Annotated in this window: 20 protein-coding genes and 1 other annotated feature; of the genes, 8 read left to right on the forward strand and 12 right to left on the reverse strand. The window is 39.1% G+C overall.

The genetic code is table 11. The features are described from left to right. Window positions 1-43 precede the first annotated feature (43 nt). From ylqF to OZX60_03540, 8 genes are all read left to right on the forward strand, one after another. On the forward strand, window positions 44-916 hold the full coding sequence (gene ylqF, locus OZX60_03505; protein WEV45809.1) for a ribosome biogenesis GTPase YlqF: 873 nt from the start codon (window positions 44-46) through the stop codon (window positions 914-916). Window positions 917-918: 2 nt separating this feature from the next. Next, window positions 919-1,692: a ribonuclease HII gene (locus tag OZX60_03510; GenBank protein WEV45810.1), complete on the forward strand. Its 774-nt coding sequence runs from the start codon at window positions 919-921 to the stop codon at window positions 1,690-1,692. 78 nt (window positions 1,693-1,770) lie between these two features. Continuing rightward, entirely contained in the window at window positions 1,771-2,610 is an 840-nt protein-coding gene (dprA, locus tag OZX60_03515) for a DNA-processing protein DprA (protein ID WEV45811.1), read from the forward strand. A 185-nt stretch (window positions 2,611-2,795) separates the two neighbouring features. Next, a complete protein-coding gene (gene topA / locus OZX60_03520; GenBank protein ID WEV45812.1) occupies window positions 2,796-4,913 on the forward strand; it encodes a type I DNA topoisomerase in 2,118 nt (705 codons plus the stop codon). 70 nt (window positions 4,914-4,983) lie between these two features. Continuing rightward, window positions 4,984-6,312, forward strand: coding sequence for a methylenetetrahydrofolate--tRNA-(uracil(54)-C(5))-methyltransferase (FADH(2)-oxidizing) TrmFO (trmFO, locus tag OZX60_03525; GenBank protein ID WEV45813.1), 1,329 nt, complete (start codon window positions 4,984-4,986; stop codon window positions 6,310-6,312). A 115-nt stretch (window positions 6,313-6,427) separates the two neighbouring features. Further along, a complete protein-coding gene (locus OZX60_03530) occupies window positions 6,428-6,952 on the forward strand; it encodes a hypothetical protein (protein WEV45814.1) in 525 nt (174 codons plus the stop codon). Between the two features lie 168 nt (window positions 6,953-7,120). Beyond that, window positions 7,121-7,594, forward strand: coding sequence for a hypothetical protein (locus OZX60_03535; protein ID WEV45815.1), 474 nt, complete (start codon window positions 7,121-7,123; stop codon window positions 7,592-7,594). A gap of 16 nt (window positions 7,595-7,610) precedes the next feature. Next, window positions 7,611-8,237, forward strand: coding sequence for a hypothetical protein (locus OZX60_03540; protein ID WEV45816.1), 627 nt, complete (start codon window positions 7,611-7,613; stop codon window positions 8,235-8,237). 42 nt (window positions 8,238-8,279) lie between these two features. Here OZX60_03540 and xerS read toward each other — a convergent pair whose 3' ends face one another. The 12 genes from xerS to purM all read right to left on the reverse strand — a co-directional run bounded on the left by xerS (window position 8,280) and on the right by purM (window position 22,733). After that, window positions 8,280-9,350, reverse strand: coding sequence for a tyrosine recombinase XerS (xerS, locus tag OZX60_03545; protein ID WEV45817.1), 1,071 nt, complete (start codon window positions 9,348-9,350; stop codon window positions 8,280-8,282). 400 nt (window positions 9,351-9,750) lie between these two features. Continuing rightward, window positions 9,751-11,556 (reverse strand): heavy metal translocating P-type ATPase, encoded by a 1,806-nt coding sequence (locus tag OZX60_03550; GenBank protein ID WEV45818.1) that lies wholly within the window; start codon window positions 11,554-11,556, stop codon window positions 9,751-9,753. A gap of 229 nt (window positions 11,557-11,785) precedes the next feature. After that, on the reverse strand, window positions 11,786-12,148 hold the full coding sequence (rplL, locus tag OZX60_03555) for a 50S ribosomal protein L7/L12 (protein ID WEV45819.1): 363 nt from the start codon (window positions 12,146-12,148) through the stop codon (window positions 11,786-11,788). Window positions 12,149-12,210: 62 nt separating this feature from the next. Beyond that, complete coding sequence (gene rplJ, locus OZX60_03560) at window positions 12,211-12,711, reverse strand: 50S ribosomal protein L10 (GenBank protein WEV45820.1); 501 nt, start codon at window positions 12,709-12,711, stop codon at window positions 12,211-12,213. A gap of 24 nt (window positions 12,712-12,735) precedes the next feature. Continuing rightward, window positions 12,736-12,870: a sequence feature (ribosomal protein L10 leader region), on the reverse strand. 98 nt (window positions 12,871-12,968) lie between these two features. After that, complete coding sequence (locus OZX60_03565; protein ID WEV45821.1) at window positions 12,969-14,195, reverse strand: DUF1015 family protein; 1,227 nt, start codon at window positions 14,193-14,195, stop codon at window positions 12,969-12,971. Between the two features lie 2 nt (window positions 14,196-14,197). Further along, the gene (locus OZX60_03570; GenBank protein ID WEV45822.1) at window positions 14,198-15,376 is read right to left on the reverse strand and encodes a phosphoglycerate dehydrogenase; all 1,179 of its coding nucleotides are present in this window, start codon (window positions 15,374-15,376) and stop codon (window positions 14,198-14,200) included. Then, window positions 15,377-16,462 (reverse strand): 3-phosphoserine/phosphohydroxythreonine transaminase, encoded by a 1,086-nt coding sequence (serC, locus tag OZX60_03575; GenBank protein ID WEV45823.1) that lies wholly within the window; start codon window positions 16,460-16,462, stop codon window positions 15,377-15,379. 145 nt (window positions 16,463-16,607) lie between these two features. Further along, window positions 16,608-18,161 (reverse strand): bifunctional metallophosphatase/5'-nucleotidase, encoded by a 1,554-nt coding sequence (locus OZX60_03580; GenBank protein ID WEV45824.1) that lies wholly within the window; start codon window positions 18,159-18,161, stop codon window positions 16,608-16,610. Window positions 18,162-18,295: 134 nt separating this feature from the next. Continuing rightward, a complete protein-coding gene (gene purD, locus OZX60_03585; GenBank protein WEV45825.1) occupies window positions 18,296-19,552 on the reverse strand; it encodes a phosphoribosylamine--glycine ligase in 1,257 nt (418 codons plus the stop codon). 13 nt (window positions 19,553-19,565) lie between these two features. Continuing rightward, on the reverse strand, window positions 19,566-21,110 hold the full coding sequence (gene purH / locus OZX60_03590; protein WEV45826.1) for a bifunctional phosphoribosylaminoimidazolecarboxamide formyltransferase/IMP cyclohydrolase: 1,545 nt from the start codon (window positions 21,108-21,110) through the stop codon (window positions 19,566-19,568). A 10-nt stretch (window positions 21,111-21,120) separates the two neighbouring features. Continuing rightward, on the reverse strand, window positions 21,121-21,690 hold the full coding sequence (gene purN / locus OZX60_03595) for a phosphoribosylglycinamide formyltransferase (GenBank protein WEV45827.1): 570 nt from the start codon (window positions 21,688-21,690) through the stop codon (window positions 21,121-21,123). After that, a complete protein-coding gene (gene purM, locus OZX60_03600; protein WEV45828.1) occupies window positions 21,687-22,733 on the reverse strand; it encodes a phosphoribosylformylglycinamidine cyclo-ligase in 1,047 nt (348 codons plus the stop codon). The genes purN and purM overlap by 4 nt, the downstream gene beginning before the upstream one ends. Window position 22,734: the final 1 nt, after the last annotated feature.

Below are 22,734 nucleotides of genomic sequence, written 5' to 3' on the forward strand. Positions count from 1 at the left end.
CGCAAATAAATAAGAATTTATTAAGAAACAAGGAGTTATAAATATGGCAACAATCCAATGGTTCCCAGGGCACATGTCCAAGGCTCGCCGTCAGGTACAGGAAAATTTAAAATATGTAGACATTGTCTTTGAACTTGTTGATGCAAGGCTTCCTATGTCATCAAGAAATCCCATGTTGGGAAAAATTATTGGTGATAAACCTCGCCTGTTAATTTTAAATAAGAAGGACTTGGCCGATGAAAAACTATCAATCGAATGGCAAAACTATTTTAGAAAAGAAGGACTAAATAGCCTATTAATTGACTCTAAAGAGCAGGCAACAGTCAAAAAGGTAACAGCTGCTGCCAAGAATGTTCTTGCTGAAAAAATCGCTCGAGATAAGGCTCGTGGAATCCAGGAGCGTGCCATTAGAGTTATGGTTATAGGTATTCCAAACGTTGGTAAATCAACAATCCTTAACCGCCTAGCCGGGAAAAAAGCAGCCCAGGTTGGAAATCGTCCGGGAGTTACTAAAGGTCAACAGTGGATCCGCAGCAATAAAGACCTTGAAATCTTAGACACACCAGGGATTTTATGGCCAAAATTTGAAGATCAACTAGTAGGACTTAAGCTTGCTCTTACGGGGGCAATCAAAGATGACCTGATTCCAAAGGATGAGATTACAATCTTTGGGATGGAGTACTTCCTTGAAAATTACCAGGATGATTTGGTTAAAAGATATAAATTAAGTACCCAAGATTTAGAGCTAAGTCCAGTTGATTTAATTATCTACCTGACTAAAAAGCTTGGCTTTAAAGAAGATTATGACCGCTTTTATGACCTTTTTATCAAGGATATAAGGGACGGAAAATTAGGAAAATTTACACTTGACCGGGTTGAAGATTTCACCTTAGAATTAGAAGACGAAGAAGACTAGAAGTGACCAAGAAAAAGACAATTAAAGATATCAAGGAAGAACTGGCTCTGGTTACTCGTCTAGATGACCTGGCTTTTGAAAAATACGAAGAGGACCCACGGGCTGGCGTTCAAAGTGCCTTGAAAAAAAGAAGACGAGAACTTGAGGTCGCAGCCCAGGAGGAAGCTCGCCTGGAAGGCCTACTGGAGTTTGAAAAAGCCTTAAACAATCAGGGAATTGAGCTAATCGCTGGGATTGATGAGGTTGGGCGTGGTCCCCTAGCAGGGCCAGTCGTGGCTGCAGCTGTAATCTTGCCCAAGGGGGCTAAAATTCCAGCCTTAAATGACAGCAAGCAAATTCCCAAGGCAAAACACGAGGAAGTTTACCAGGGGGTGCTTGATACAGCCTTGGATATTGGTGTTGGGATTATTGATAGTCAGACCATAGATCAGGTTAATATTTACGAGGCAACTAAGCTTGCCATGCTTGAAGCCCTAAAAAGCTTGGAGTTAGTCCCTGAACATCTTTTAATTGATGCCATGAAGCTCGATCTTCCGGTCTCTCAAACAAGTATTATCAAGGGTGATTCAAGAAGCATGTCCATTGCTGCAGCGAGTATTGTAGCCAAGGTAACCAGGGATAAAATGATGGCTGATTATGATGAAATCTACCAGGGATATGACTTTATTCATAATGCAGGTTACGGGACTAAAAATCACCTGGAAGGTCTGAAAAAACTAGGGATCACTCCCATCCACCGTAAATCCTTTGAGCCCATTAAAAGTATGATTAAATAAAAAAGCACCCTTGGTGCTTTTTTGTTTGGTATCTTTCTCTAAAAACTTCGTATTTTATAGAAAGGAGGCTACCAGGCTATGAGATTAACAAATGGTTTTGACATCTATAAATTAAAACGGGCAGGAATGACCAATCTTGGTATTTTAAAACTGACCTCAATTGATTACAATATTTCCCTGAGGCAGGCAGCTAAAATAGCAGGAGTTAAACATCCTGAAATTTTCTTAGATAGGTATAAATCATTGGATATAAAGGAAGAAAGGGAAAAGTATTTGGAATATCCTTCCCTTTCTATTTTTGATGACAAGTATCCTGCAAGGCTTAGGGAAATCTATAATCCGCCTGCCTTAATCTTTTATTCAGGTGATGTAGACCTTCTTGAAAGGCCTATTTTATCCTTTGTTGGAAGTAGGCAGGCAAGTGAATTAGGACTTAAGGCGACCTACAAGTTAATTCGAGAACTTGGCAATAAATTTGTTATCGCATCAGGCCTTGCCCGAGGGATTGACACAGCAAGTCATATGTCAATCCTTAAAAACGGGGGTCAAACAATAGCAGTTATAGGTACAGGTCTCAGCAAGTACTACCCTAAGGAAAACAAAAAACTCCAAGATTTTATTGCAGGGAATCATCTTCTAATCTCAGAATACCTTCCAGATGAGGAGGCAAAGAAGTTTCACTTTCCAGAACGCAATAGGATTCTAGCTGGTCTTTGTTTGGGTCTCGTAGTAGTTGAAGCAAAAGTTAGAAGTGGCAGTCTTATAAGTTCTATGCGAGCCACAGAAGAAGGACGAGACGTTTTTGCTGTCCCCGGATCCATTATAGAGGGTAATTTTAGTGGCTGTAATAAGTTAATTCAGGACGGAGCTAAGCTTGTAACATGTGGCCAGGATATTCTAGAAGAGTATCTTATTTAATTTTTTCATTTGACTTAGAAAATCTCCTTAATCCCTTATATATAAATGATTTTCAAGGTTTTTTCTGAAAAATAAAATTCACTTTCTCCTATAAGAAAAACAATATTTGTTGACAAGTAGTAAAAAAGCTATTATCATTAGTTGAAATCTTTTAGAAAATATTTTTTACTAAAGAAAGAAGAATAATGGTAACTAAAACTACAAGTAAAACACCTAAGAAAAAGGTGGCTAAAAAAAGAGGAAAAATTAAGAAAAACCTCGTTATTGTCGAATCACCAGCAAAGGCCAAGACCATTGAAAAGTATCTTGGACGTAACTACAAGGTAGTGGCAAGTGTTGGTCATGTGCGAGACCTTAAAAAGTCAGCCATGTCAGTCGATATTGAAAATAATTATGAACCTGAATATATAAATATAAGGGGGAAAGGTCCCCTTATTAAAGAACTGAAAAAAGAAGCGAAGAATGCTAAAAAAGTCTATCTGGCAAGTGACCCGGATAGGGAAGGAGAGGCTATTGCCTGGCATTTAGCCCATATTCTAGGACTTGATCTTGAAGATGACAATAGGGTTGTTTTCAATGAAATTACAAAAGATGCGGTCAAAGAGGCCTTTAACCATCCTAGAAAGATTGATATTGATCTAGTTGATGCCCAGCAGGCTCGGAGGATTCTTGACCGCCTGGTCGGTTATTCAATTAGCCCCATTCTTTGGAAGAAGGTCAAGAAGGGACTTTCTGCTGGACGTGTCCAGTCGATTGCCTTAAAGCTTATTATTGACCGCGAGCAGGAAATCAATGCTTTTATTCCTGAAGAGTACTGGACAATTGACGGTAACTTTAAAAAAGGTGCCAAGAAATTTCCAGCTGCCTTTTACGGGGTAGACGGGAAAAAGAAAAAACTTCATAATAATGAAGATGTTTTGGAAGTTATGGACCGCTTGGACGGAAAAGATTTCACGGTTGATAAGGTTGAAAAAAGAGAACGTAAGCGTAATGCACCGCTTCCTTATACAACTAGTAGCCTCCAGCAGGATGCTGCTAATAAAATCAATTTCAGAACCCGTAAGACCATGATGGTGGCCCAACAGCTCTATGAAGGGATTACTCTAGGAACTCAAGGTCAGCAAGGTCTTATTACCTACATGCGTACTGACTCAACCAGGATAAGTCCGGTAGCCCAAAATGCAGCTGCAGCCTATATTACTGATAATTTTGGGCCTGAATACAGTAAACATGATAGCCAGGTCAAAAATTCAACAGGGGCTCAAGATGCCCATGAGGCCGTTCGTCCTTCTAATGTTCAAAATACTCCGGAGGCTATTGCCAAGTATCTGGATAAGGATCAGCTTAAGCTTTATACCTTGATTTGGAACCGGTTTGTAGCCAGCCAGATGACACCTGCGGTTTTTGATACCATGAAGGTTAACCTGTCACAAAACGGAGTTATGTTTGTGGCTAATGGGAGCCAGGTCAAATTCAATGGATACATGGCCGTCTATAATGATGCTGACAAGAATAAGATGCTTCCTGACATGGTTGAAGGCGATACTGTGGTCAAAGACAGCCTTAAACCTGAGCAGCACTTCACACAACCTCCAGCCCGCTACAGTGAGGCAACTCTAATCAAAACCATGGAAGAAAATGGTATTGGACGTCCCTCAACCTATGCACCAACCCTTGAGACCATTCAAAGGCGTTATTATGTAAAACTCAATGCCAAACGTTTCGAACCGACTGAGCTCGGTGAGATTGTTAACACCCTAATCGTTGATTTCTTCCCTAATATTGTAAATGCTAAATTTACAGCTGAGATGGAAGATAATCTTGATAAGATTGAAGAGGGTCAAAGGAAATGGGTTGAAGTAGTAGATCAATTTTATAAACCTTTTTCAACAGAACTTGAAACAGCTGAAGACCAAATGGAAAAAATCCAAATCAAGGATGAACCGGCTGGATTTGACTGTGATGTTTGTGGTCATCCCATGGTTATTAAACTTGGTAAATATGGTAAATTTTACGCTTGTAGCAATTTCCCTGACTGCCATAATACCAAGGCTATCGTCAAGGAAATTGGTGTGACCTGTCCCCTATGTAAGGAAGGTCAAGTTATTGAACGTAAGACTAAGAAAAATCGTCTTTTCTACGGATGTAATAGGTATCCTGACTGCGAATTTACCAGCTGGGATAAGCCAATTGGACGCGATTGTCCTAAATGTGGCCACTATCTAGTAGAGAAAAAAGTTCGTGGTGGGGGCAAACAAGTTGTTTGTAGCCAGGGCGACTATGAAGAAAATGTGGTAAAATAGAAATTACGGGTGAAAAAGCATGATCATTCATGTTTTTTCTATTCCAGAATAAAAAAGTATAGGATTTAAAATGAAAGATTATATTAATGTTATAGGAGCTGGTCTTGCTGGTTCTGAAGCAGCCTATCAGATTGCTAAACGTGGCATTCCGGTAAAACTATATGAAATGCGTGGAGTTAAGGCAACTCCTCAACATAAAACAGATAATTTCGCTGAGCTTGTTTGTTCAAATTCCCTTCGTGGTGATTCGATTACCAATGCTGTGGGTCTTTTGAAGGAAGAGATGCGTCAGATGGATAGTCTTATTATTAATTCAGCCGATGAAACTCGTGTTCCTGCTGGTGGGGCTCTTGCTGTTGACCGTGAGGGATTTTCACAACTTGTAACAGATAAGATCTACAATAACCCATTAATCGAGGTTATTCGTGATGAGATTACAGAACTTCCAACAGATGCAATTACAATTGTTGCAACAGGTCCTCTAACAAGTGATGCACTTGCTGAAAAGATTCACGCCCTTAATGATGGTGATGGTTTTTATTTCTACGATGCAGCAGCTCCAATTGTCGATATTTCAACAGTTGACATGGACAAAGTTTATTTGAAGAGCCGCTACGATAAGGGTGAAGCAGCCTACTTGAACTGTCCAATGACCAAGGAAGAGTTTGTTGCCTTCCAGGAAGCCCTAATCAATGCTGAGGTTGCCAAACTTTCTGAGTTTGAAAAGGAAAAATACTTTGAAGGATGTATGCCCATTGAGGTTATGGCAGCTCGTGGCTTTAAAACCATGCTCTACGGACCAATGAAACCTGTTGGTCTTGAGTATCCAGATGATTATACAGGAAAACGTGACGGCGACTTCAAAACTCCTTATGCAGTTGTTCAACTCCGTCAGGATGATGCAGCAGCCAGTCTTTATAACATCGTAGGATTCCAAACCCACCTAAAATGGGGTGAGCAAAAACGTGTCTTCCAAATGATTCCAGGTCTTGAAAATGCTGAATTCGTCCGTTACGGGGTAATGCACCGTAATTCATATATGGATTCACCAAATCTTCTTACTCAAAGCTTCCGTTCGAAAAAACAAGACAACCTTTACTTTGCTGGTCAAATGACTGGGGTTGAAGGTTATGTTGAGTCAGCAGCAAGTGGGCTTGTAGCAGGGATTAATGCAGCTCGTCTCTTTAAGGGAGAAGAAGAGGTCATCCTACCGCAAACTACAGCACTTGGAGCCCTTCCTTACTATATTACACATGCCAATAGCAAAAACTTCCAACCAATGAATGTAAACTTTGGAATTATTGAAGAATGGCCTGAACGCATTCGTGATAAGAAAGAGCGCTATACAAATATTGCTAATAGGGCTCTAGAAGCTCTACAAGACTACACAGATTTATAAGAAAAAGAAGCTGCGGCTTCTTTTTTTGTCAAAAATTTTTATGGTACCAGGTCTTATAAAATTTTTGACAATGGGCCTAACTCCCTATAAAATAAGGCATATAGATTAACGATTAATGAAAGAGGTAGTAAAAATGGCGGAATTTCAAGCGCGAGTCTCAGGTGAAGTATTGTTTTATTTCGAAGAGCTGAAGAAACTATATGGGAAAGAGGCTGAAGAAAGAGATATTACAAAAAGCCAAATTTTGACTCGCGCATTCAGGGAAACGCGGGGCATTTCTAATTGGATTCCAATTATTGAGGATACTACCTCCATTCCTTTAAATAAAATGAAGTATGAGAAATCAACCAGCATCAAAGCTGAATTAAGTGAGCACACAGATAAGGGAATAAGGGATCTGAAATACATATTGCCCTCATTTACTGATACCAGGAGTGTAACAATTGGGGTAACCTTAAAGTTCCTCCTTAAGGGAGCTTTAATCCTGAATAAAACGGGACAGGTTGCTTCTATGGATGAATTAGAAACGATAGATTATGAATTTGAAAGTTTGGAAAACAATCTGAAAAATCTAGTCGCTCCTATTAATCACGAAATTTTAAGCAATATGCTCTCTGATTTTAAAAATAAGCTGAAATAGATGATGGTATTGGAGGCAAATCTTGTCTTCTTTTTTTCGTATTTATATAAATACGAAAATTTTAAGGTTTATGTACCTTATTATTTGAAAAAAATTTCGATTTCCTTTATAATTCATTTTGTAAAATAAATTCGCTACAATGTAGAATAAAAAATTTAAGGAGATTTTATGAAAACTACTTATCTTTTGCTGGACGTTGACGACACACTAGCCCCTCTAAATTATAGAGGTTCTGATGCCGTAGAGATAGAGACCTGGGGGCGAGGGGATCTAGCAATTCCACGATACATCGTGGATTGGTTAAAGGCGTTTTCTAAGAAGGAGAATTGCGAAATAGTCTGGTGTACAGATCGTGAAAGCGAAACAGCTCAAATTGAGAAACAGCTTGGATTTAAGGCTTCTGATAAATTGATTTTTGATAATGCTTCGAAAGGAACTTGGAAAAAAACATCAGAAATTCTAAGATTTGCAAGCAGCCATCCAACAAGTACTGTAATTTGCGCAGATAATGATGCATGGCGAATTCCTTCTGATTTGACTTTACCTTCAAATCTTCATCTAATTATACCGAATGACTCAAAAGGATGTTTATCAACAGAAGATTTAAACACCATTGATAAGATGGTTAACCATAAACAATAAGAGAAAGGGAAATACCATGAAAATTGAGAACTACTTAATTCCCAAGCGCCCTCCTAAAGAGGAATCATCGGTTCACTACAATCAGCATTCAAGACTGAACAAAGCAAGGGAGGAGGCCAAACGTGCGCCTTTTCCTGTAGAAGAAGTAGTTCGGATAGGTAATGAATTTCTCGGAAAAATGGGGGTAAAGACATTTAAAAAAAATATCTATGAAATACCTTCTCATGATTCCGAGAAATATCTTGCTGAATTATATGATCAACTTAAGGATACTTGTGATTTAGCTGATAGACGGGATATCTTGTGGATAAAATTCGCAAGGGATGGCTATGTTGGCGTTGTAGCAAAGTCGAATGACATAAACTTTAAAATCCCTAAGGATCGGACCGTCTGGGATGAAACTAATAATGGAAAGCCTAAAACTTCATCTAATAGTTGGAAGTGGAATACCTCTGGCATCATAATTGAATCCCTGGGTAAACAATGGAATGAGTCCTTTGTTGTAATTTTCCCTATACCTCTGGCAAAAACTCTTTCAGCAAAAATGAGGAAATTAGAAATGGGAAAATTGGAGCACGGTCTAGGAGGAGCCCTAATATTGGCTGACTGCCCCATTCTTGATTACTATTCGCATACGTATTGATAAAAAATACCCCGGGCAATCTGCTTAGGGGTATTTTTTATCTTACAATTTATCCAGAGCATTTTTCTGCTCCTCATCAATTATATGGGTGTAGAGGTCAGTCACCTGGGTGCTGGAGTGGCCTAGTTGGTGGCTAACAAGTACCTGGGAGTTAGTTTCAGCATAAAGTCTAGTTGCTAGCGTATGTCGCAGTTTGTGGGGCGTAATTCGAACCTTAAAGGCTTGAGAGTATTTGGCAACCATTTTTTCAATAGAAGAAGCATCCATTCTGTTAGCAACCCCCTTATAAGTCGTTAGGAAAAAAGCCGTATTATTTTTTTCAGGCTTATACCTCTGATCCCTAATCTTTATATATTCTTCCAAATAAGGTCCTGCAAAGGGGGCAATAGCTACAGCATCACGTTTTCCTCCTTTTCTAGTTATTTCAGCAGTCATAATATTTAAATTGATATCTCTAGTATCCATGTTAACAGCTTCAGACAGCCTAATTCCAGAAGCCAGCATGAGAGCAATAATGGCCAAATCTCGCTCAAGATTCTTTTTAAAGGATGACAAGGCCCTAGGACTCAGGCTCTCCTCATAGCTGTTAGCTATAAAATCCAAAAAATCCTGACTTTCATCACCCAAAAAGAGTTTATTTTTAATGTTTGCAGCCCTTGCAGCTAAAGTCTCCCTTTTTTTCTTGGTAGCAACCTTTTTCATGACATTGCGGTGGAAGTAGGGCTCACCGTGTTCATCCTCAACCTCCTCAGTCAGGTAATTAAAAAGAGAGGACAAAGATGTCAAGGTACGATTAATGGTCGTCTGAGAGACCCCGTACTGGGTTGAATGGGTATTAAGTTTAGGACGCTCCCTTAAATAGTTAATATAGGCCTCTAAGTCCTTTTTAGCCAGATGTTCCAGCTCATAAAGGGGAATATCTGAGATTTTAGGAGCCTTGGAGACACCAGATTCAATCATCCAGGTAAAAAATCGATTATATTCCTTGAGATATTCATATAAGGTGGTCAAACTATAAGGAACTGTTAATTTTGATTGGTAGTATTCGAGGACATAGGTTGGCATGATCTTTTTCAAATCTTCAATATTTTCAAGCAGACGTTCACGTTTCATAAATTTATTTCTTTCTAATTTAATTAAAATTTTTGAGTAAATAATTCTAATAGTAGTCTATCACAGGCTTCAACATCTTTCAAGAAAATTATAGTTTTTCGGAAAGATGTTATTGGATGTTAACTGAAACCCTTTATTTACGCCATTTATTCAAATCTTCAACTTCCATGTTTTTTTAATAATTTTAATTTATTTTTTGAACTTTTCCCTAGTCTTCCCTTCTTGGTTTTAAATTCTAAAAAATTTTCTTTAAAAGTATCTAATAATAAATCAAATATAAAAAGATACCAAGGAATATTTAATTTCTTGGTATCTTTTGGTTTCTAATATATTTCTGGGATTTTTCGGTTAAAAATTCTTTAATTTAATATTTTTTTATAATATTAACTGAAATACCCTCTTATTTCCTGTCTTTTAAGGCTGTTAAGGCATGTAAGATGGTTATTGTATCAACAATTTCTTGAAGGCAGGCCCCAACAATGGCTGGAATTAAGCCTGTACTTGCGACAAGCATCAGGATTATACAGATTGAAATTCCAATCCAAACACTTTGCCTGGCAATTTTCATGGTATCTCGGCTAATCTTGATTGATTTGACCAGGCTACTTAGATCATTTTTAAGGATGACAAGGTCAGCACTTTCACTAGCTATGGTTGAATCACCCTTGCTACCAATAGCCACCCCAACATCAGCAAATGCAAGAGAGGGGGCATCATTTATTCCGTCCCCAACCATCATGACTGGTTTTTCATCAGCTGGCGTTTTTTTGATGATATCAAGTTTTTCTTCAGGCATAAGTTCCCCGTAGAATTTAGGAATACCAAGCTCCCCAGCAACTTTAGCTGCCACAGTCTTGTCATCTCCTGTAAGCATGATGACATTTTTAATTCCAAGTTGGCCTGTCATATCGCTGACTACCTCTTTAGCATCTGGTCTTATCTCGTCAGTAAAGGTAATTTTTCCGATATAATTGCCATTTTCTGATAGGTAAACGCTTGTTGATGCGTCAGGAGCTGCTTTAAGACCAATAAAGCTATCTCGACCGATCTTATAAAGTTTGCCATTAATCTGACCAGTCAGCCCTTCTCCTGCAATTTCCTTTAAATCATCAGCTTGAGGAAGAGTTAGCTGTTCATCTCTAGCTCCTTTAATAATAGACTGGGAAAGAATATGGTTGCTGGCTTGCTCAAGGCTTGCAGCAAGTCTTAAAATGTCAGTTTGACTGTAGTCTTTACTTGCAGGGATAACCTGATCAATGGCCATATCCCCCTTGGTAAGGGTTCCTGTTTTATCAAAATAGGCTGTTTTTATGGCTGCTAATTTTTCAATGACTGTACCGCTTTTAACAAGAACATTATTCCTTGAAAGGCGGCTCATTCCGGCAATAAAGGCTATGGGAGCTGCCAAAATTAAGGGACAAGGACTTGCTACAACTAAAACTTCGACAAAACGGTGAACATCTCTAGTAAAAATCCAAGCCAGTCCAGCAATTGTATAAGAGATAATTGTAAAAGGGACTGCATATTGATCAGCCATTCTTACAAAGTGGGCAGGTTTTTCCTTGATTTCTTTAACCAGAGAAACAATCTGTTGATATTTTGAATCCTTAGCAAGTTTGGTTGCTTGAATTAGGATTTTACTGTCTCCGTTAATTGATCCTGAAAGTATTTCTTGATCTTTTGCTAGCTTAACAGGCTTACTTTCACCAGTAAGAGACGATTGGTCAACTTCTGCTTCAGTTGATAGGAGTTTTCCATCAACGGGTACAAGTTCAAGGGGTTTAACAAGGAGGACATCACCAACCTTAATTTCTGTGACATCAATATCTGTCACTTGACCATTTTCAGCCTGCAAGTGGGCTCTGACTGGACTTTTAGAGATTAGTAAATCAAGTTCCCGGCTAGCCCGGTGAGCCGCATAGTCTTCTAAAGAATCTCCTCCAACAAGCATTACAATGATGATAAGACTTGCCCAATACTCTCCAATGGCCAAGGTTGATAATATTGCTGTAATAGCTAAGATATCAACCCCGTAAGATCCTGATTTAATCGTTTTTATCATTCCGATAAACATTGATCCGGCCAGTAAAAGACCAACGACTGTAACTATAGTCTCAGCCAGGTAATTATTGTGGAGGACAAATCTACTAAAGAGGGCAATAATTGCTACTACAAATACTAGAATAAGTTTCTGCCAATTTTTCATTTTTTCTTCCTTTCATATGAATTTTATAACATATATTCTATTTATCTATAGTAATTTAAATGCCCATTTAAAGTCAAGAATGAGATAGGGCCCATGTCTAGAGTCTTTTACAGCTTTGTCAAGTAGTTTTTACAAAAAACACAAAAAGAACACAATTTATTTTTTAAAGGATTTGGAGCACAAAAAAAGAAGAACACGAGGTTCTTCTTTTTCTAAATCTAAGAAAAGATTATTTAAGGTCAACTGCTCCACCAGCAGCTTCGATTTTTTCTTTGATTTCTTCAGCTTCGTCTTTAGATGCACCTTCTTTAAGCATTGCAGGAGCTCCATCAACAAGTTCTTTAGCTTCTTTAAGTCCAAGACCAGTGATTTCACGTACAGCTTTGATAACTGCAACTTTTTTATCTCCAGCAGAGATAAGTTCAACGTTGAAGTCAGTTTTTTCTTCAGCAGCAGCAGCAGGTCCAGCAGCAGCTACAGGCGCAGCAGCTGATACACCAAATTCTTCTTCGATTGCTTTTACAAGATCGTTAAGTTCTAAGATTGTTGCTTCTTTAATTTCAGCAATAATGTTTTCAATGTTTAATGCCATTGTTATTCTCCTATTTTTTAAATTTTAATATGCGTAGTAATTTTTAAACCGAAAGTCTAAAATTATGCCACGTCTTCTTTTGATTCTGCCACGGCGTTGATAGCGTATGCCACGTTGCGGACAGGAGCTTGAAGTACTGAAAGTAGCATAGATAGTAATCCTTCGCGTCCTGGTAGAGATGCGATAGCTGCAATTTCTTCTTTTGAAGAGAATTGTCCGTCGATTACACCAGCTTTAATTTCTAGTGCGTCAGCAGTTTTTGCGAATTCGCTAAGGATTTTAGCAGGTGCGATTGCATCTTCATTTGAGAATGCTACTGCACTTGGTCCTACGAAAGATTCAGCAAGTTCGTTAAGTCCAGCTTTTTCAGCTGCACGACGTAGAATTGAGTTTTTAACTACTTTGAATTCAACACCAGCTTCACGTAATTCTTTACGTAATACAGTATCTTGCTCAACAGTAAGTCCACGTGAATCTGCAACTACAACACTTGTAGCGTCAGCAAATTTTTGTGCATAAACTTCAACTAGTTCTGCTTTTTTAGCAATTGTTGCTTCACTCATTTTTTTACCTCCATTATTATTTCTGTGGGCAAAATAAAACCCTCTTGCCCAAAACACAGAGAGTACAAAAAATATCATTTATTTCATCGATAATCTTCGTCCTCGGTAGGATTTACGGATTACTCCACCTACTGTCTTTGGTACGGTTGTTATTAAACCTTTATTAGAATAACATGAGATTAAATATTTGGCAAGCTTTTTTTGCAAAAAAATAAAAAAAAATTAACCATTAAGGTCAATTTTTTCTTTAAAACTACTTACCTAGTCTCTAAATCATGTAAAAAGAGGCCGGATAAAAGCTTGGGTTCAAACCAGGTTGACTTAGGTGGCATAATGAGTCCCGCGTCAGCTACCTCTAATAAGTCCTTCATCTGAGTTGGATACATGGCAAAGGCCAAATCCCAGTCACCAGAATCGACTAATTTAACAAGTTCTTCGCTTCCTCTAATTCCTCCAACAAAGTCAATCCTCTTATCACTTCTGATATCCTCAATTTCAAAGATATCACGAAAGACCTTGGTCTGTAAGTAGGAAACGTCTAGTCCTTCAACTGGATCATCTGCCAGGAGTTCTTTTTTAATGGTCAATTGATACCACTTATTATTCAAATACATGTTTATGACTCCAGCCTCTTGAGGTTTAGTTGACTCAGTTTCCTTTATATCAAAGGATTGAGCCACTTGTTCCATAAAATCAACCGGCAAATCAACTTTTAAAATACGATTGTATTCGAGGATTTCAAGCTCCTGGTCTGGGAAAAGAATTGAAAGAAAATAATCACTTTCAGGACTTGATTGATTTGTTTTTCTTTTTTCAAGTCCAACCTTTACTGCTGATTCTGTCCTGTGGTGACCGTCAGCTATATAAAGGCTATCGACCTGATTGAAGGCTTCTTCTAAGTCCTCAATAATTTTTGGATCATCTAAAAGCCAAACCTTGTGGTTGACATCATAGTAGCTGGTAAAGTCATAGATTGGAGCATGAGCCTTCTTCCAGTCATTAATGATTGTACTTATGTCAGAAAGTCCTCGATAAGTCAAAAAGATGGGACTTGTGTTGGCATCAGTAGCCTTAATGTGATTGATTCTATCGATTTCTTTTTCATGACGGGTATATTCGTGCTTCTTGATTTTTCCTTCTATATAATCGTCAATTGAGGTTGTGGCAACTAGTCCTGTCTGAGCCCTTCCGTTCATAGTCAGCTGGTAGATATAGTATTTGTTACTCTCATCTTGAACGAACCAACCTTTGTCCTTGAAGGCGATAAGGTTATCGTCAGCCTGCTTGTAAACCTTGTCATCATAGGGCGATAAATCTTCTGGGAGATCAATCTCTGCCTTATCTATATGAAAGAAAGAATAGGGATTACCTTCAGCTAGCTCCTTAGCCTCCAAAGAAGATACAACGTCATAGGGAAGGCTTGCTAGCTGGTCTGCAAGCTCCTTATTGGGTCTAATTGCTTTGAATGGTTTTACTTTGACCACGATTAAACCTCCTTGTTTTTGATGGCACGAACTCTGATAATATTTTGATCTTGACTTAATTTTTCAATTATTGTTTCAATCTTATCATCAGAGCTATTAGCTATATCAACAAGGGTATAGGCATATTCCCCCTTACCCCTATTAACCATGTTGTCGATATTAATTTCTTCTTGGGCAATTAAAGAAGAAATAACCCCAAGCATGTTGGGAATGTTTTTATTAATAATGGTTAAACGATATGGTGACTGGAAGTCCATCTCTACATTAGGGAAGTTGACAGAATTCTTTATATTTCCACTTTCTAGGAAATTCCTAAGGGTTGAGGCAGCCATTTTAGCACAGTTGACCTCAGCTTCTTCAGTTGATGCACCTAAATGAGGAAGGACTAAAGCCTTATCTGCCTGGATTAGTCTAGGATCAGCAAAGTCTGAAACATATTCTGAAATCATTCCGGCTTCTAAGGCTTCAATGACTCCTTCAACATTTACAATCTCACCCCGTGAAAAATTCAAGAGACTGGCTGATTCTTTCATTAAAGAAAGCTCTTTTAGGCCAATTAAATCCCTGGTTGAATCTAAAAGGGGGACATGAATAGTAACGAAATCACTATTTCTTAATACCTCTTCCATATTTTTAGCCCTTTTAACCCGCCTTGAGATAGACCAGGCAACATCTACTGATACATGAGGATCATATCCTGTTACGTCCATACCAAGCCTGTAGGCATCATTTGCGACCATGGCTCCGATTGATCCAAGGCCTATAACCCCTAGCTTTTTCCCTAAAAGTTCATGCCCTGCAAATTGCTTCTTGTTATCCTCAACCTGCTTTTCGGTATCCTCTCCCTTAAGTGTTTTAACCCAGTTGGCTCCCTGAAGGATTGGGCGAACACTTAAAAGAAGACTTGCAAGGACCAGCTCCTTAACGGCATTGGCATTGGCTCCTGGCGTATTAAAGACAACAATCCCCTTATCGCTACAAAGGTCAACTGGAATGTTATTAGTTCCAGCACCTGCCCTTGCTACAGCAAGAGTAGACTCAGGAAAGTCGTAGTCCTTTAGATTTTGACTTCTAAGGATAATTCCATCTGGCTGGTCACTTTCATTAATCTGGTAGCGCCTTTTATCAAATTTATCCAGTCCCTCTTGGGCAATGGCATTAAAGGTTTTTAAATTGTACATTTACTTCTCCCTATTTTCTTTTTCAAACTCTTTCATAAAATCAACTAAAGCCACAACTCCCTGACGGGGAAAGGCATTATAAAGGCTGGCCCTCATCCCACCGACAGATCTGTGACCCTTCAAATTCTCAAAGCCTCTTTTTTTAGCTTCTTCATTGAATTTTTTATCGAGCTCAGAATCTCCCGTGATAAAGGGAATGTTTGTTATTGAGCGAAAACGTACATCAACGGGACTTTGGTAAAAGTCACTTGAATCAATGTAATCGTACAAAATTTTAGCTTTTTCCTCATCTTCTTTGAGGATATTTTCAAGGCCGCCCAATTGGTCAAGCCACTCAAAAACAAGACCTGCCACATAGATAGAATATGTTGGAGGTGTATTGTACATAGAGTCGTTTTTGGCTAACACGCTGTAGCTAAGCATTGGGGGCAGATTTAAATCGTCTTTTATTAGGTCTTCTCTGATGATGACAAGGGTTAGACCTGCAGGCCCAATATTTTTTTGGGCCCCAGCATAAATTAGGCCAAAGTCTTCCACCTTATAGTCGTTGGCCAAAATATTCGATGACATGTCGGCTACTAGAGGCACCCTGCCAGTATCTGGAATTTCCTTGTAGGTAATTCCCCCAATGGTTTCGTTGGTTGTGATATGAAGGTAGCTTGCATCCTGGTCAATCTTCTGGGGATCAATCTGCGGAACATAAGTAAAATTCTTGTCTGCACTTGATGCAATGACCTCCACCTGGACATTATCCAATTCCTCGGCTGCTGCGATAGCTTTTTTTGCCCAAGCTCCAGTGTTAACATAAAGGGCTTTTCCGTTTTGAGCTAGATTGAGTGGAATCATTGTGAACTGAAGGCTTGCTCCTCCCTGGAGGAAAAGAACCTTATAGTTATCTGGAATGTTCATTAATTTTCTGAGTAAATCTTCCGCACCCTTGATAATGTCTTCAAAGAGTTTGGAGCGGTGACTTAATTCCATCACGGACATTTGGCTAGCTTTATAGTTAAGAAGCTCCTCTTGAGCTTTTTTTAAAACATCTTTTGGTAAAACTGCTGGACCGGCTGAAAAATTATAAGTCGTCATAGTAATTTCCTCTTCTTGTTTATTAATGAACTTAATATTCATTAGAAGTATAATATCACGGAATGTAATTTTTGCAAAGAATTATATTATTCAAAATTTATAGAAAATTAAAAAAAAAGAGGAAAATCCTCTTTTTCATCTTTTTTTATTTGATAATTTTAAAGTTATCGTTGACTGTAGCCTCAATTACAGGGTTTGCTCTTAGGTAGTCAGCGATAAGTTCCATCATATCAATTTGAACTTCTTTAATGATTTTATCGGCTGAGAACATACTATAATCTCCTCCACCAACAGCCCTATATTGGTTGACTGCGACCCGTAACTCATCATCATCTTGAATATCACGGCCGTCTAGGCTAAGACTTACAATCTTCTCACCTTCAGCTTTTGTCATATCAATTGTGTAGTCCACTCCCTCATACATATCATAGTTGTAGTATTGAGGTTTTGGATTGATATAGCGAGGATTAAAGACAATCTGGCCGTCTTCATCTAAAACTAGGAAGTTAGCTGTACGCTCAAGGGCCAAGCGAAGGTCACGTCCTGTCACTCCTAACACAGCCAGGGTATTTGGGTAAATGTAGTTGGTAATAATGTCACGCATGGTGATAACTGGCTCAAATCCCTTACCATCATTGTTGAAAAGGGAAGTTCCAGAGATTTTAGCTCCAGTTGCATCCATCTGAACCCTATTGATAAATTCAATATATGGATGTTCCTTAAGGCGGGCTGCCATTGGATTTATGATTGTCATATCACCTTTGACCTCACCCATGGGCTGATCAAGCCATTCTTCAACCTTGATATTAAGGTCATCAATTAGGGCCACGATTTCAGCATCTGGCAGGGCATCTGCTACTGATTCAAGGGTTGCTTCTGAAGCTATAACCTCATAGCCATTTTCCCCAAGTTCGATATCAAGGACAATGCGTCCGATATTTGCGCCGCGGTAACCTGGTTGGACCACTGGAACTCCGTTGATTTCAGCTGCAATCTCACGGTGCTGGTGTCCTGATAAGAAAGCGTCGATTCCTGCAACCTCTTGAAGGATTTGGTAACCTTCATTTTCTCCAGTTAGGTTCTCAGTCGGCTCTCCTGTCACAAGGTCACGTTCAAAACCTCCGTGGTAGGAAACAACAACAATATCAGCTTCCTCACGAATGATTGGTACATATTTTTTGGCTGTTTCAAGACATGAGGCAAAGTGCATACCTGTAATATGAGAAGGACGTTCCCAATGAGGAATATACTGGGTAGTAAGACCAAGTACTCCAATTTTAAGGCCGTCTTTTTCAATGATATCATAGGCCTTACCGTAGTAAAGGTTGCCCTCGTCGTCTAGGATGTTTGCTGCAAGAATTGGATAATTATAAGATTCAATGGCAGCCTTTAGATAGTCAGGACCGTAGTTAAATTCATGATTTCCTAAAATTCCGTAGTCATAACCCATGGCATTTGTAATCTCAGCCAGGCGGGCTACTCCTTCAGGTTGTTTAGAAATATAGTAGCTAAGGGGTGAACCTTGGATGTAGTCACCATTTTCAACTTGAAGGACAGGACCTCCTGCCTGCTCCTTGAGCTCCTTCATTTTTTGTGCAACCTTAGCTGTTCCGAAAGGTACATTCATATCCTTTTCGGTAAAATTTGTTGGCATAATGTAGCCGTGCATGTCACTAGTTTCTAAAATCGTTAAACGCATTTTTCTCTCCTTATAAATAATTCCATCTGCTAATATTATAACACTATGAGTGGGCAAGGAACATGGAAATTTAAAATTAAAGCTTTAATCAAAAAAATATCCATAAGGACTTAAGGTCCTATGGATATTTTTGTTTAACGATTTAGGGCCTTGTTACCGATATCTTTACGGTAGAACATGTGGTCCATTGGAGTTTCTTCTAAAAGGTCATAAATTTTTGTCTGAGCTTCTTCAAGACTTGTTCCTGAAGCTTGGACAAGAAGGATTCGTCCACCATTTGCAGTAAGTTTTCCCTCCTGTTCATCAACACCTGCGTAATAAACATTAACCAAATCAGACTTAAAGTCAGGAAGAATCATTCCTTTTTTATAAGTTCCAGGATATCCCTCTGCAGCAACTACTACACCAAGGGTTACTTGATCATTCCAGCTTAAAAGAGGTTCCTCGTCGGCCAAAAGATTAGTAATAATATCAACCAGGCTACTTTCAAGTCTTGGAAGGACTACTTGAGTCTCAGGGTCACCAAAGCGGGCATTAAATTCAATAACCTTAGGCCCATCCTGGGTTGCAATAAGACCTGCATACAAAATACCAGTAAAAGGAGTACCGTCAGCTACCATACCAGAGGCAGCAGGAAGAAGGACTTCTTTAATGGCAAGATCAACCATTTCCTGGGAAATTTGTGGCACCGGTGAGTATGCACCCATACCACCAGTATTAGGTCCTAGGTCACCATCATAGGCTCTTTTATGATCCTGAGAGATAACCATTGGGTAAACCTTCTCATTTCTGACAAAGGCTAGAAGGGAGAATTCTTCTCCTTCAAGGAAGTCCTCAACGACAACCTTAGATCCTGATTGCCCAAATTTATTACCTTCAAGCATGTCCTCAAGAGCTGACAGGGCCATATCCATATCTTCAGCAACAACAACACCCTTACCAGCTGCAAGCCCATCTGCCTTAATTACAATTGGAGCACCCTTTTCTTGAACATATTTCTTAGCCTGATCAAGGTCTGTAAAGGTCGCATAGGCTGCCGTTGGAATACTGTAGTTGTCCATTAACTTTTTAGCAAAGTCCTTAGACCCTTCAATCTGAGCTGCCGCCTTATCTGGTCCAAAAATTTTAAGTCCCGCCTGCTGAAAGTCATCAACAATTCCATTTTCAAGCGGAAGTTCTGGCCCTACAAAGGTCCATGCTATATCATTTTCCTTGGCAAAGGCTATTAAGCTTGAGTGGTCATCTTCTGGAATATCAACAAGAGTAATTCCGTCTTTTTTCATACCAGGGTTACCCTTGGCACAAAAAACCTGATTGACCTTTTCATCTTCTAAAAATTTTTTAGCAATGGCATGTTCACGACCACCGCTTCCAATTACTAGTAACTTCAAACCTAACTCCTTCTTAATGTCTGAAATGACGAACGTCAGTAAAGATCATGGCAATGCCGTATTTATTGGCCATATCAATTGAATCTTGGTCCTTAATTGATCCTCCAGGTTGAATAATAGCTTTAATTCCATTTTCACCGGCAAATTCAACTGAGTCATCCATTGGGAAGAAGGCGTCACTTGCAAGAACTGCTCCTTCAAGTTTACCGCTTTCTTGGGCTTGTTCAACAGCGATTTTAACTGAACCAACACGGTTCATTTGACCTGCACCAATACCAACAGTTTGCTCCTTATTAGCAAGAAGGATGGCATTTGATTTAACATGCTTAACAGCATTCCAAGCAAACTCAAGGGCTTCAAGCTCTTCATTGGTTGGTTTGCGGTCAGTAACTACATGCCAGTCTTCAATAAGGTCATTTTCTGGTAGATCTTGATCTTGAATTAAAAGACCACCTAAGACAGAAACAGTTTCCCTATCGCATGCCTCAGTGCTTGAAAAATCAAGGGTTAATAGGCGAATGTTTTTCTTACGGGTTAAAATTTCAAGGGCTGCTTCAGTAAAGCTTGGAGCAATGATAATCTCAAGGAAGATTTTGCTCATTTTTTCAGCTGTTTCACTGTCAACCTCACGGTTTAAAACAATGATTCCTCCGAAGATTGAAACTGGGTCTGCATCATAGGCAAGATCAAAGGCAGTGTCAATATCAGAAGCTGTACCAATTCCACAAGGGTTCATGTGTTTTAAGGCTACAACAGTAGGTTTTGTATATTCACGAGAAATCTTGATGGCAGCATCTGCATCCTTAATATTATTATATGAAAGTTTTTTCCCGTGAAGCTGTTTAGCTTGGGCAATTGAGTAGGCTACAGGAAGAGGATTTTCATAGAAAGCAGCCTTCTGGTGGTTGTTTTCCCCGTATCTTAATGATTCTTTTAAGTCATAAGTTAGGGTTAATTTTTCAGGCGTTTCAAGACCAACTTCTTTGGTTAAGTAGCCAGCAATCAAGGCGTCATAAGCTGCAGTATGTCTAAATGCTTTAGCAGCTAGCTTTTTCCTAGTTGAAGGGCTTGTTACACCTTCTTCTGTAAGTTCTTCTAAAACTTTTTCATAATCAACAGGATCAACTAAAACAGTCACGTCTTGGCTGTTTTTAGCAGCTGAGCGAATCATGCTTGGTCCACCAATGTCAATATTTTCAATGGCTTCTGCTTCTGTAACTCCCTCTTTAAGAATGGTTTCCTTGAAAGGATAAAGATTAACTACAACCAAGTCGATGGCATGGATGTCATTTTCTTCCATGGCTTTAAGGTGGTTTTCATCATCTCTTCTTGCAAGAAGACCCCCGTGGATTTTAGGATGAAGGGTTTTTACGCGACCATCCATCATCTCTGGAAATTCTGTCACCGTATCGATTGCAATTGTTGCTATACCAGCCTCATCGAGTGCTTTTTTTGTTCCACCGGTTGAGATAATTTCAAAATTAAGATTTGAAAGTTTTTGGGCAAATTCTACAATACCAGCTTTATCAGATACGCTAATTAGTGCTCTTTTAGACAAAATATTCTCCTTATTTATTGTTATTGATTAATTTTTCTAGAGTTTGGGGATATAAAATATGTTCGGTCTTATGAATGCGTTCTTCCAAACTTTCTAGACTATCATCTTCTTTAATTTCTACAACAGCCTGGTTAATAATTGATCCTGTGTCAATTCCAGCATCAATGTAATGAACTGTGACACCAGTATATTTAACCCCGTAGTCATAGGCATCACGGATGCCATGAAGGCCAGGAAAGGCTGGTAGAAGAGAGGGATGGATGTTGATTATTTTATTAGGGAAGGCCTCTAAAATATCCTTTCCAATTAGACGCATGTAACCTGCTAAAATTAATAAATCGATTTCCTTGTTTTTTAAAAGGGCTAAAAGTTCTGCTTCGTAATCGGCTTTTGAGGCAAAGTCCTTAGGCGAGAAGCTAAGGGATTCAATCCCAAACTTTTTGGCTCTTTCATGGACATAGGCATCTTTTTTATCTGAGAAGACAAGGGCAAGATTACAGTCAAGTTTTCCTGCCTCTACAGCCTGGGCAATAGCTTCAAAATTACTTCCACTTCCAGAAGCTAATACGGCCACTCTCATGCTTGTTCCCCTAGGAAAACAACTGCTTGGTCAACTTTTTCAGTAACTGATCCAATTTGATAGAAAGGTGCATTAATCATAGTTAGTTGTTCCTTAACTGCTTCAAGTTTTGACGGATCAACTGCAAGAACCATTCCAAGTCCCATATTAAAGATTTCATACATTTCCATTGATGGAATTTGACCATATTTTTCAAGAGCTTTGAAAATATTAAGGACTGGCCATGAACCAAGTTCAATTTGAGCAGCCAGGTTGTCAGGTAGCATACGCGGAATGTTTTCAACGAAACCACCACCTGTGATGTGAGAGATTCCATCAACCAGATTATTTTTTACAAGAGGTAGTAGCTCTTCAACGTAGATTTTTGTTGGTTCAAGTAGGGCATCAGCCAGCTTTTGACCATCAAGTTCAGGCAGAAGGCTGTCGCCTGAAAAATCGTTAGACTGGAAGAAAACCTTACGAACTAGGGAATAACCATTTGAATGGATTCCGCTTGAAGGAAGACCAAGAAGGACATGCCCCTCCTTGATTTTTTCACCAGTTACTAGTTGACTTTTTTCAGCAATCCCAACAGCAAAACCTGCTAAATCATAATCGTCTGCATCATACATGCCAGGCATTTCAGCTGTTTCCCCGCCGATTAAGGCAGCACCAGCTTGAAGACAACCTTGACTTACTCCGGCAACAACCTGTTCAAGGCGTTCTGGAACATTTTTTCCAGTAGCAATATAGTCGAGGAAGTAAAGTGGTTCTGCCCCTTGGGCTACAATGTCATTAACACACATGGCAACACAGTCAATCCCAATTGTGTCATGTCTATCTTCTTTAATGGCAAGCATTAATTTGGTACCAACTCCGTCTGTACCTGAAACAAGAACAGGTTCCTTCAAGTCGTATTGACTTAGGTCAAAGCAGCCACCAAAACCACCTAGAGCACCCATAACACCCTTACGTTCTGTACGTTTTGCGTGTTTTTTAATACGTTCAACTACCTCATAACCAGCTTCTACATCGACGCCAGCTTTTGCATATTCATTTGCCATG

The organism is Streptococcaceae bacterium ESL0687 (genome assembly GCA_029392475.1).
Lineage (GTDB): Bacteria > Bacillota > Bacilli > Lactobacillales > Streptococcaceae > Floricoccus.

Bases quoted from the DNA above. Each gene is read 5' to 3' on its own strand.
- topA (WEV45812.1), top strand. From the start codon at position 2,796: ATGGTAACTAAAACTACAAGTAAAACACCTAAGAAAAAGGTGGCTAAA.
- rplJ (WEV45820.1), bottom strand. From the start codon at position 12,711: ATGAGTGAAGCAACAATTGCTAAAAAAGCAGAACTAGTTGAAGTTTAT.
- OZX60_03535 (WEV45815.1), top strand. From the start codon at position 7,121: ATGAAAACTACTTATCTTTTGCTGGACGTTGACGACACACTAGCCCCT.
- OZX60_03530 (WEV45814.1), top strand. From the start codon at position 6,428: ATGAAAGAGGTAGTAAAAATGGCGGAATTTCAAGCGCGAGTCTCAGGT.
- rplL (WEV45819.1), bottom strand. From the start codon at position 12,148: ATGGCATTAAACATTGAAAACATTATTGCTGAAATTAAAGAAGCAACA.
- OZX60_03580 (WEV45824.1), bottom strand. From the start codon at position 18,161: ATGCGTTTAACGATTTTAGAAACTAGTGACATGCACGGCTACATTATG.
- xerS (WEV45817.1), bottom strand. From the start codon at position 9,350: ATGAAACGTGAACGTCTGCTTGAAAATATTGAAGATTTGAAAAAGATC.
- purM (WEV45828.1), bottom strand. From the start codon at position 22,733: ATGGCAAATGAATATGCAAAAGCTGGCGTCGATGTAGAAGCTGGTTAT.
- OZX60_03570 (WEV45822.1), bottom strand. From the start codon at position 15,376: ATGTACAATTTAAAAACCTTTAATGCCATTGCCCAAGAGGGACTGGAT.
- ylqF (WEV45809.1), top strand. From the start codon at position 44: ATGGCAACAATCCAATGGTTCCCAGGGCACATGTCCAAGGCTCGCCGT.
- trmFO (WEV45813.1), top strand. From the start codon at position 4,984: ATGAAAGATTATATTAATGTTATAGGAGCTGGTCTTGCTGGTTCTGAA.
- purN (WEV45827.1), bottom strand. From the start codon at position 21,690: ATGAGAGTGGCCGTATTAGCTTCTGGAAGTGGAAGTAATTTTGAAGCT.
- serC (WEV45823.1), bottom strand. From the start codon at position 16,462: ATGACGACTTATAATTTTTCAGCCGGTCCAGCAGTTTTACCAAAAGAT.
- dprA (WEV45811.1), top strand. From the start codon at position 1,771: ATGAGATTAACAAATGGTTTTGACATCTATAAATTAAAACGGGCAGGA.
- OZX60_03550 (WEV45818.1), bottom strand. From the start codon at position 11,556: ATGAAAAATTGGCAGAAACTTATTCTAGTATTTGTAGTAGCAATTATT.
- OZX60_03540 (WEV45816.1), top strand. From the start codon at position 7,611: ATGAAAATTGAGAACTACTTAATTCCCAAGCGCCCTCCTAAAGAGGAA.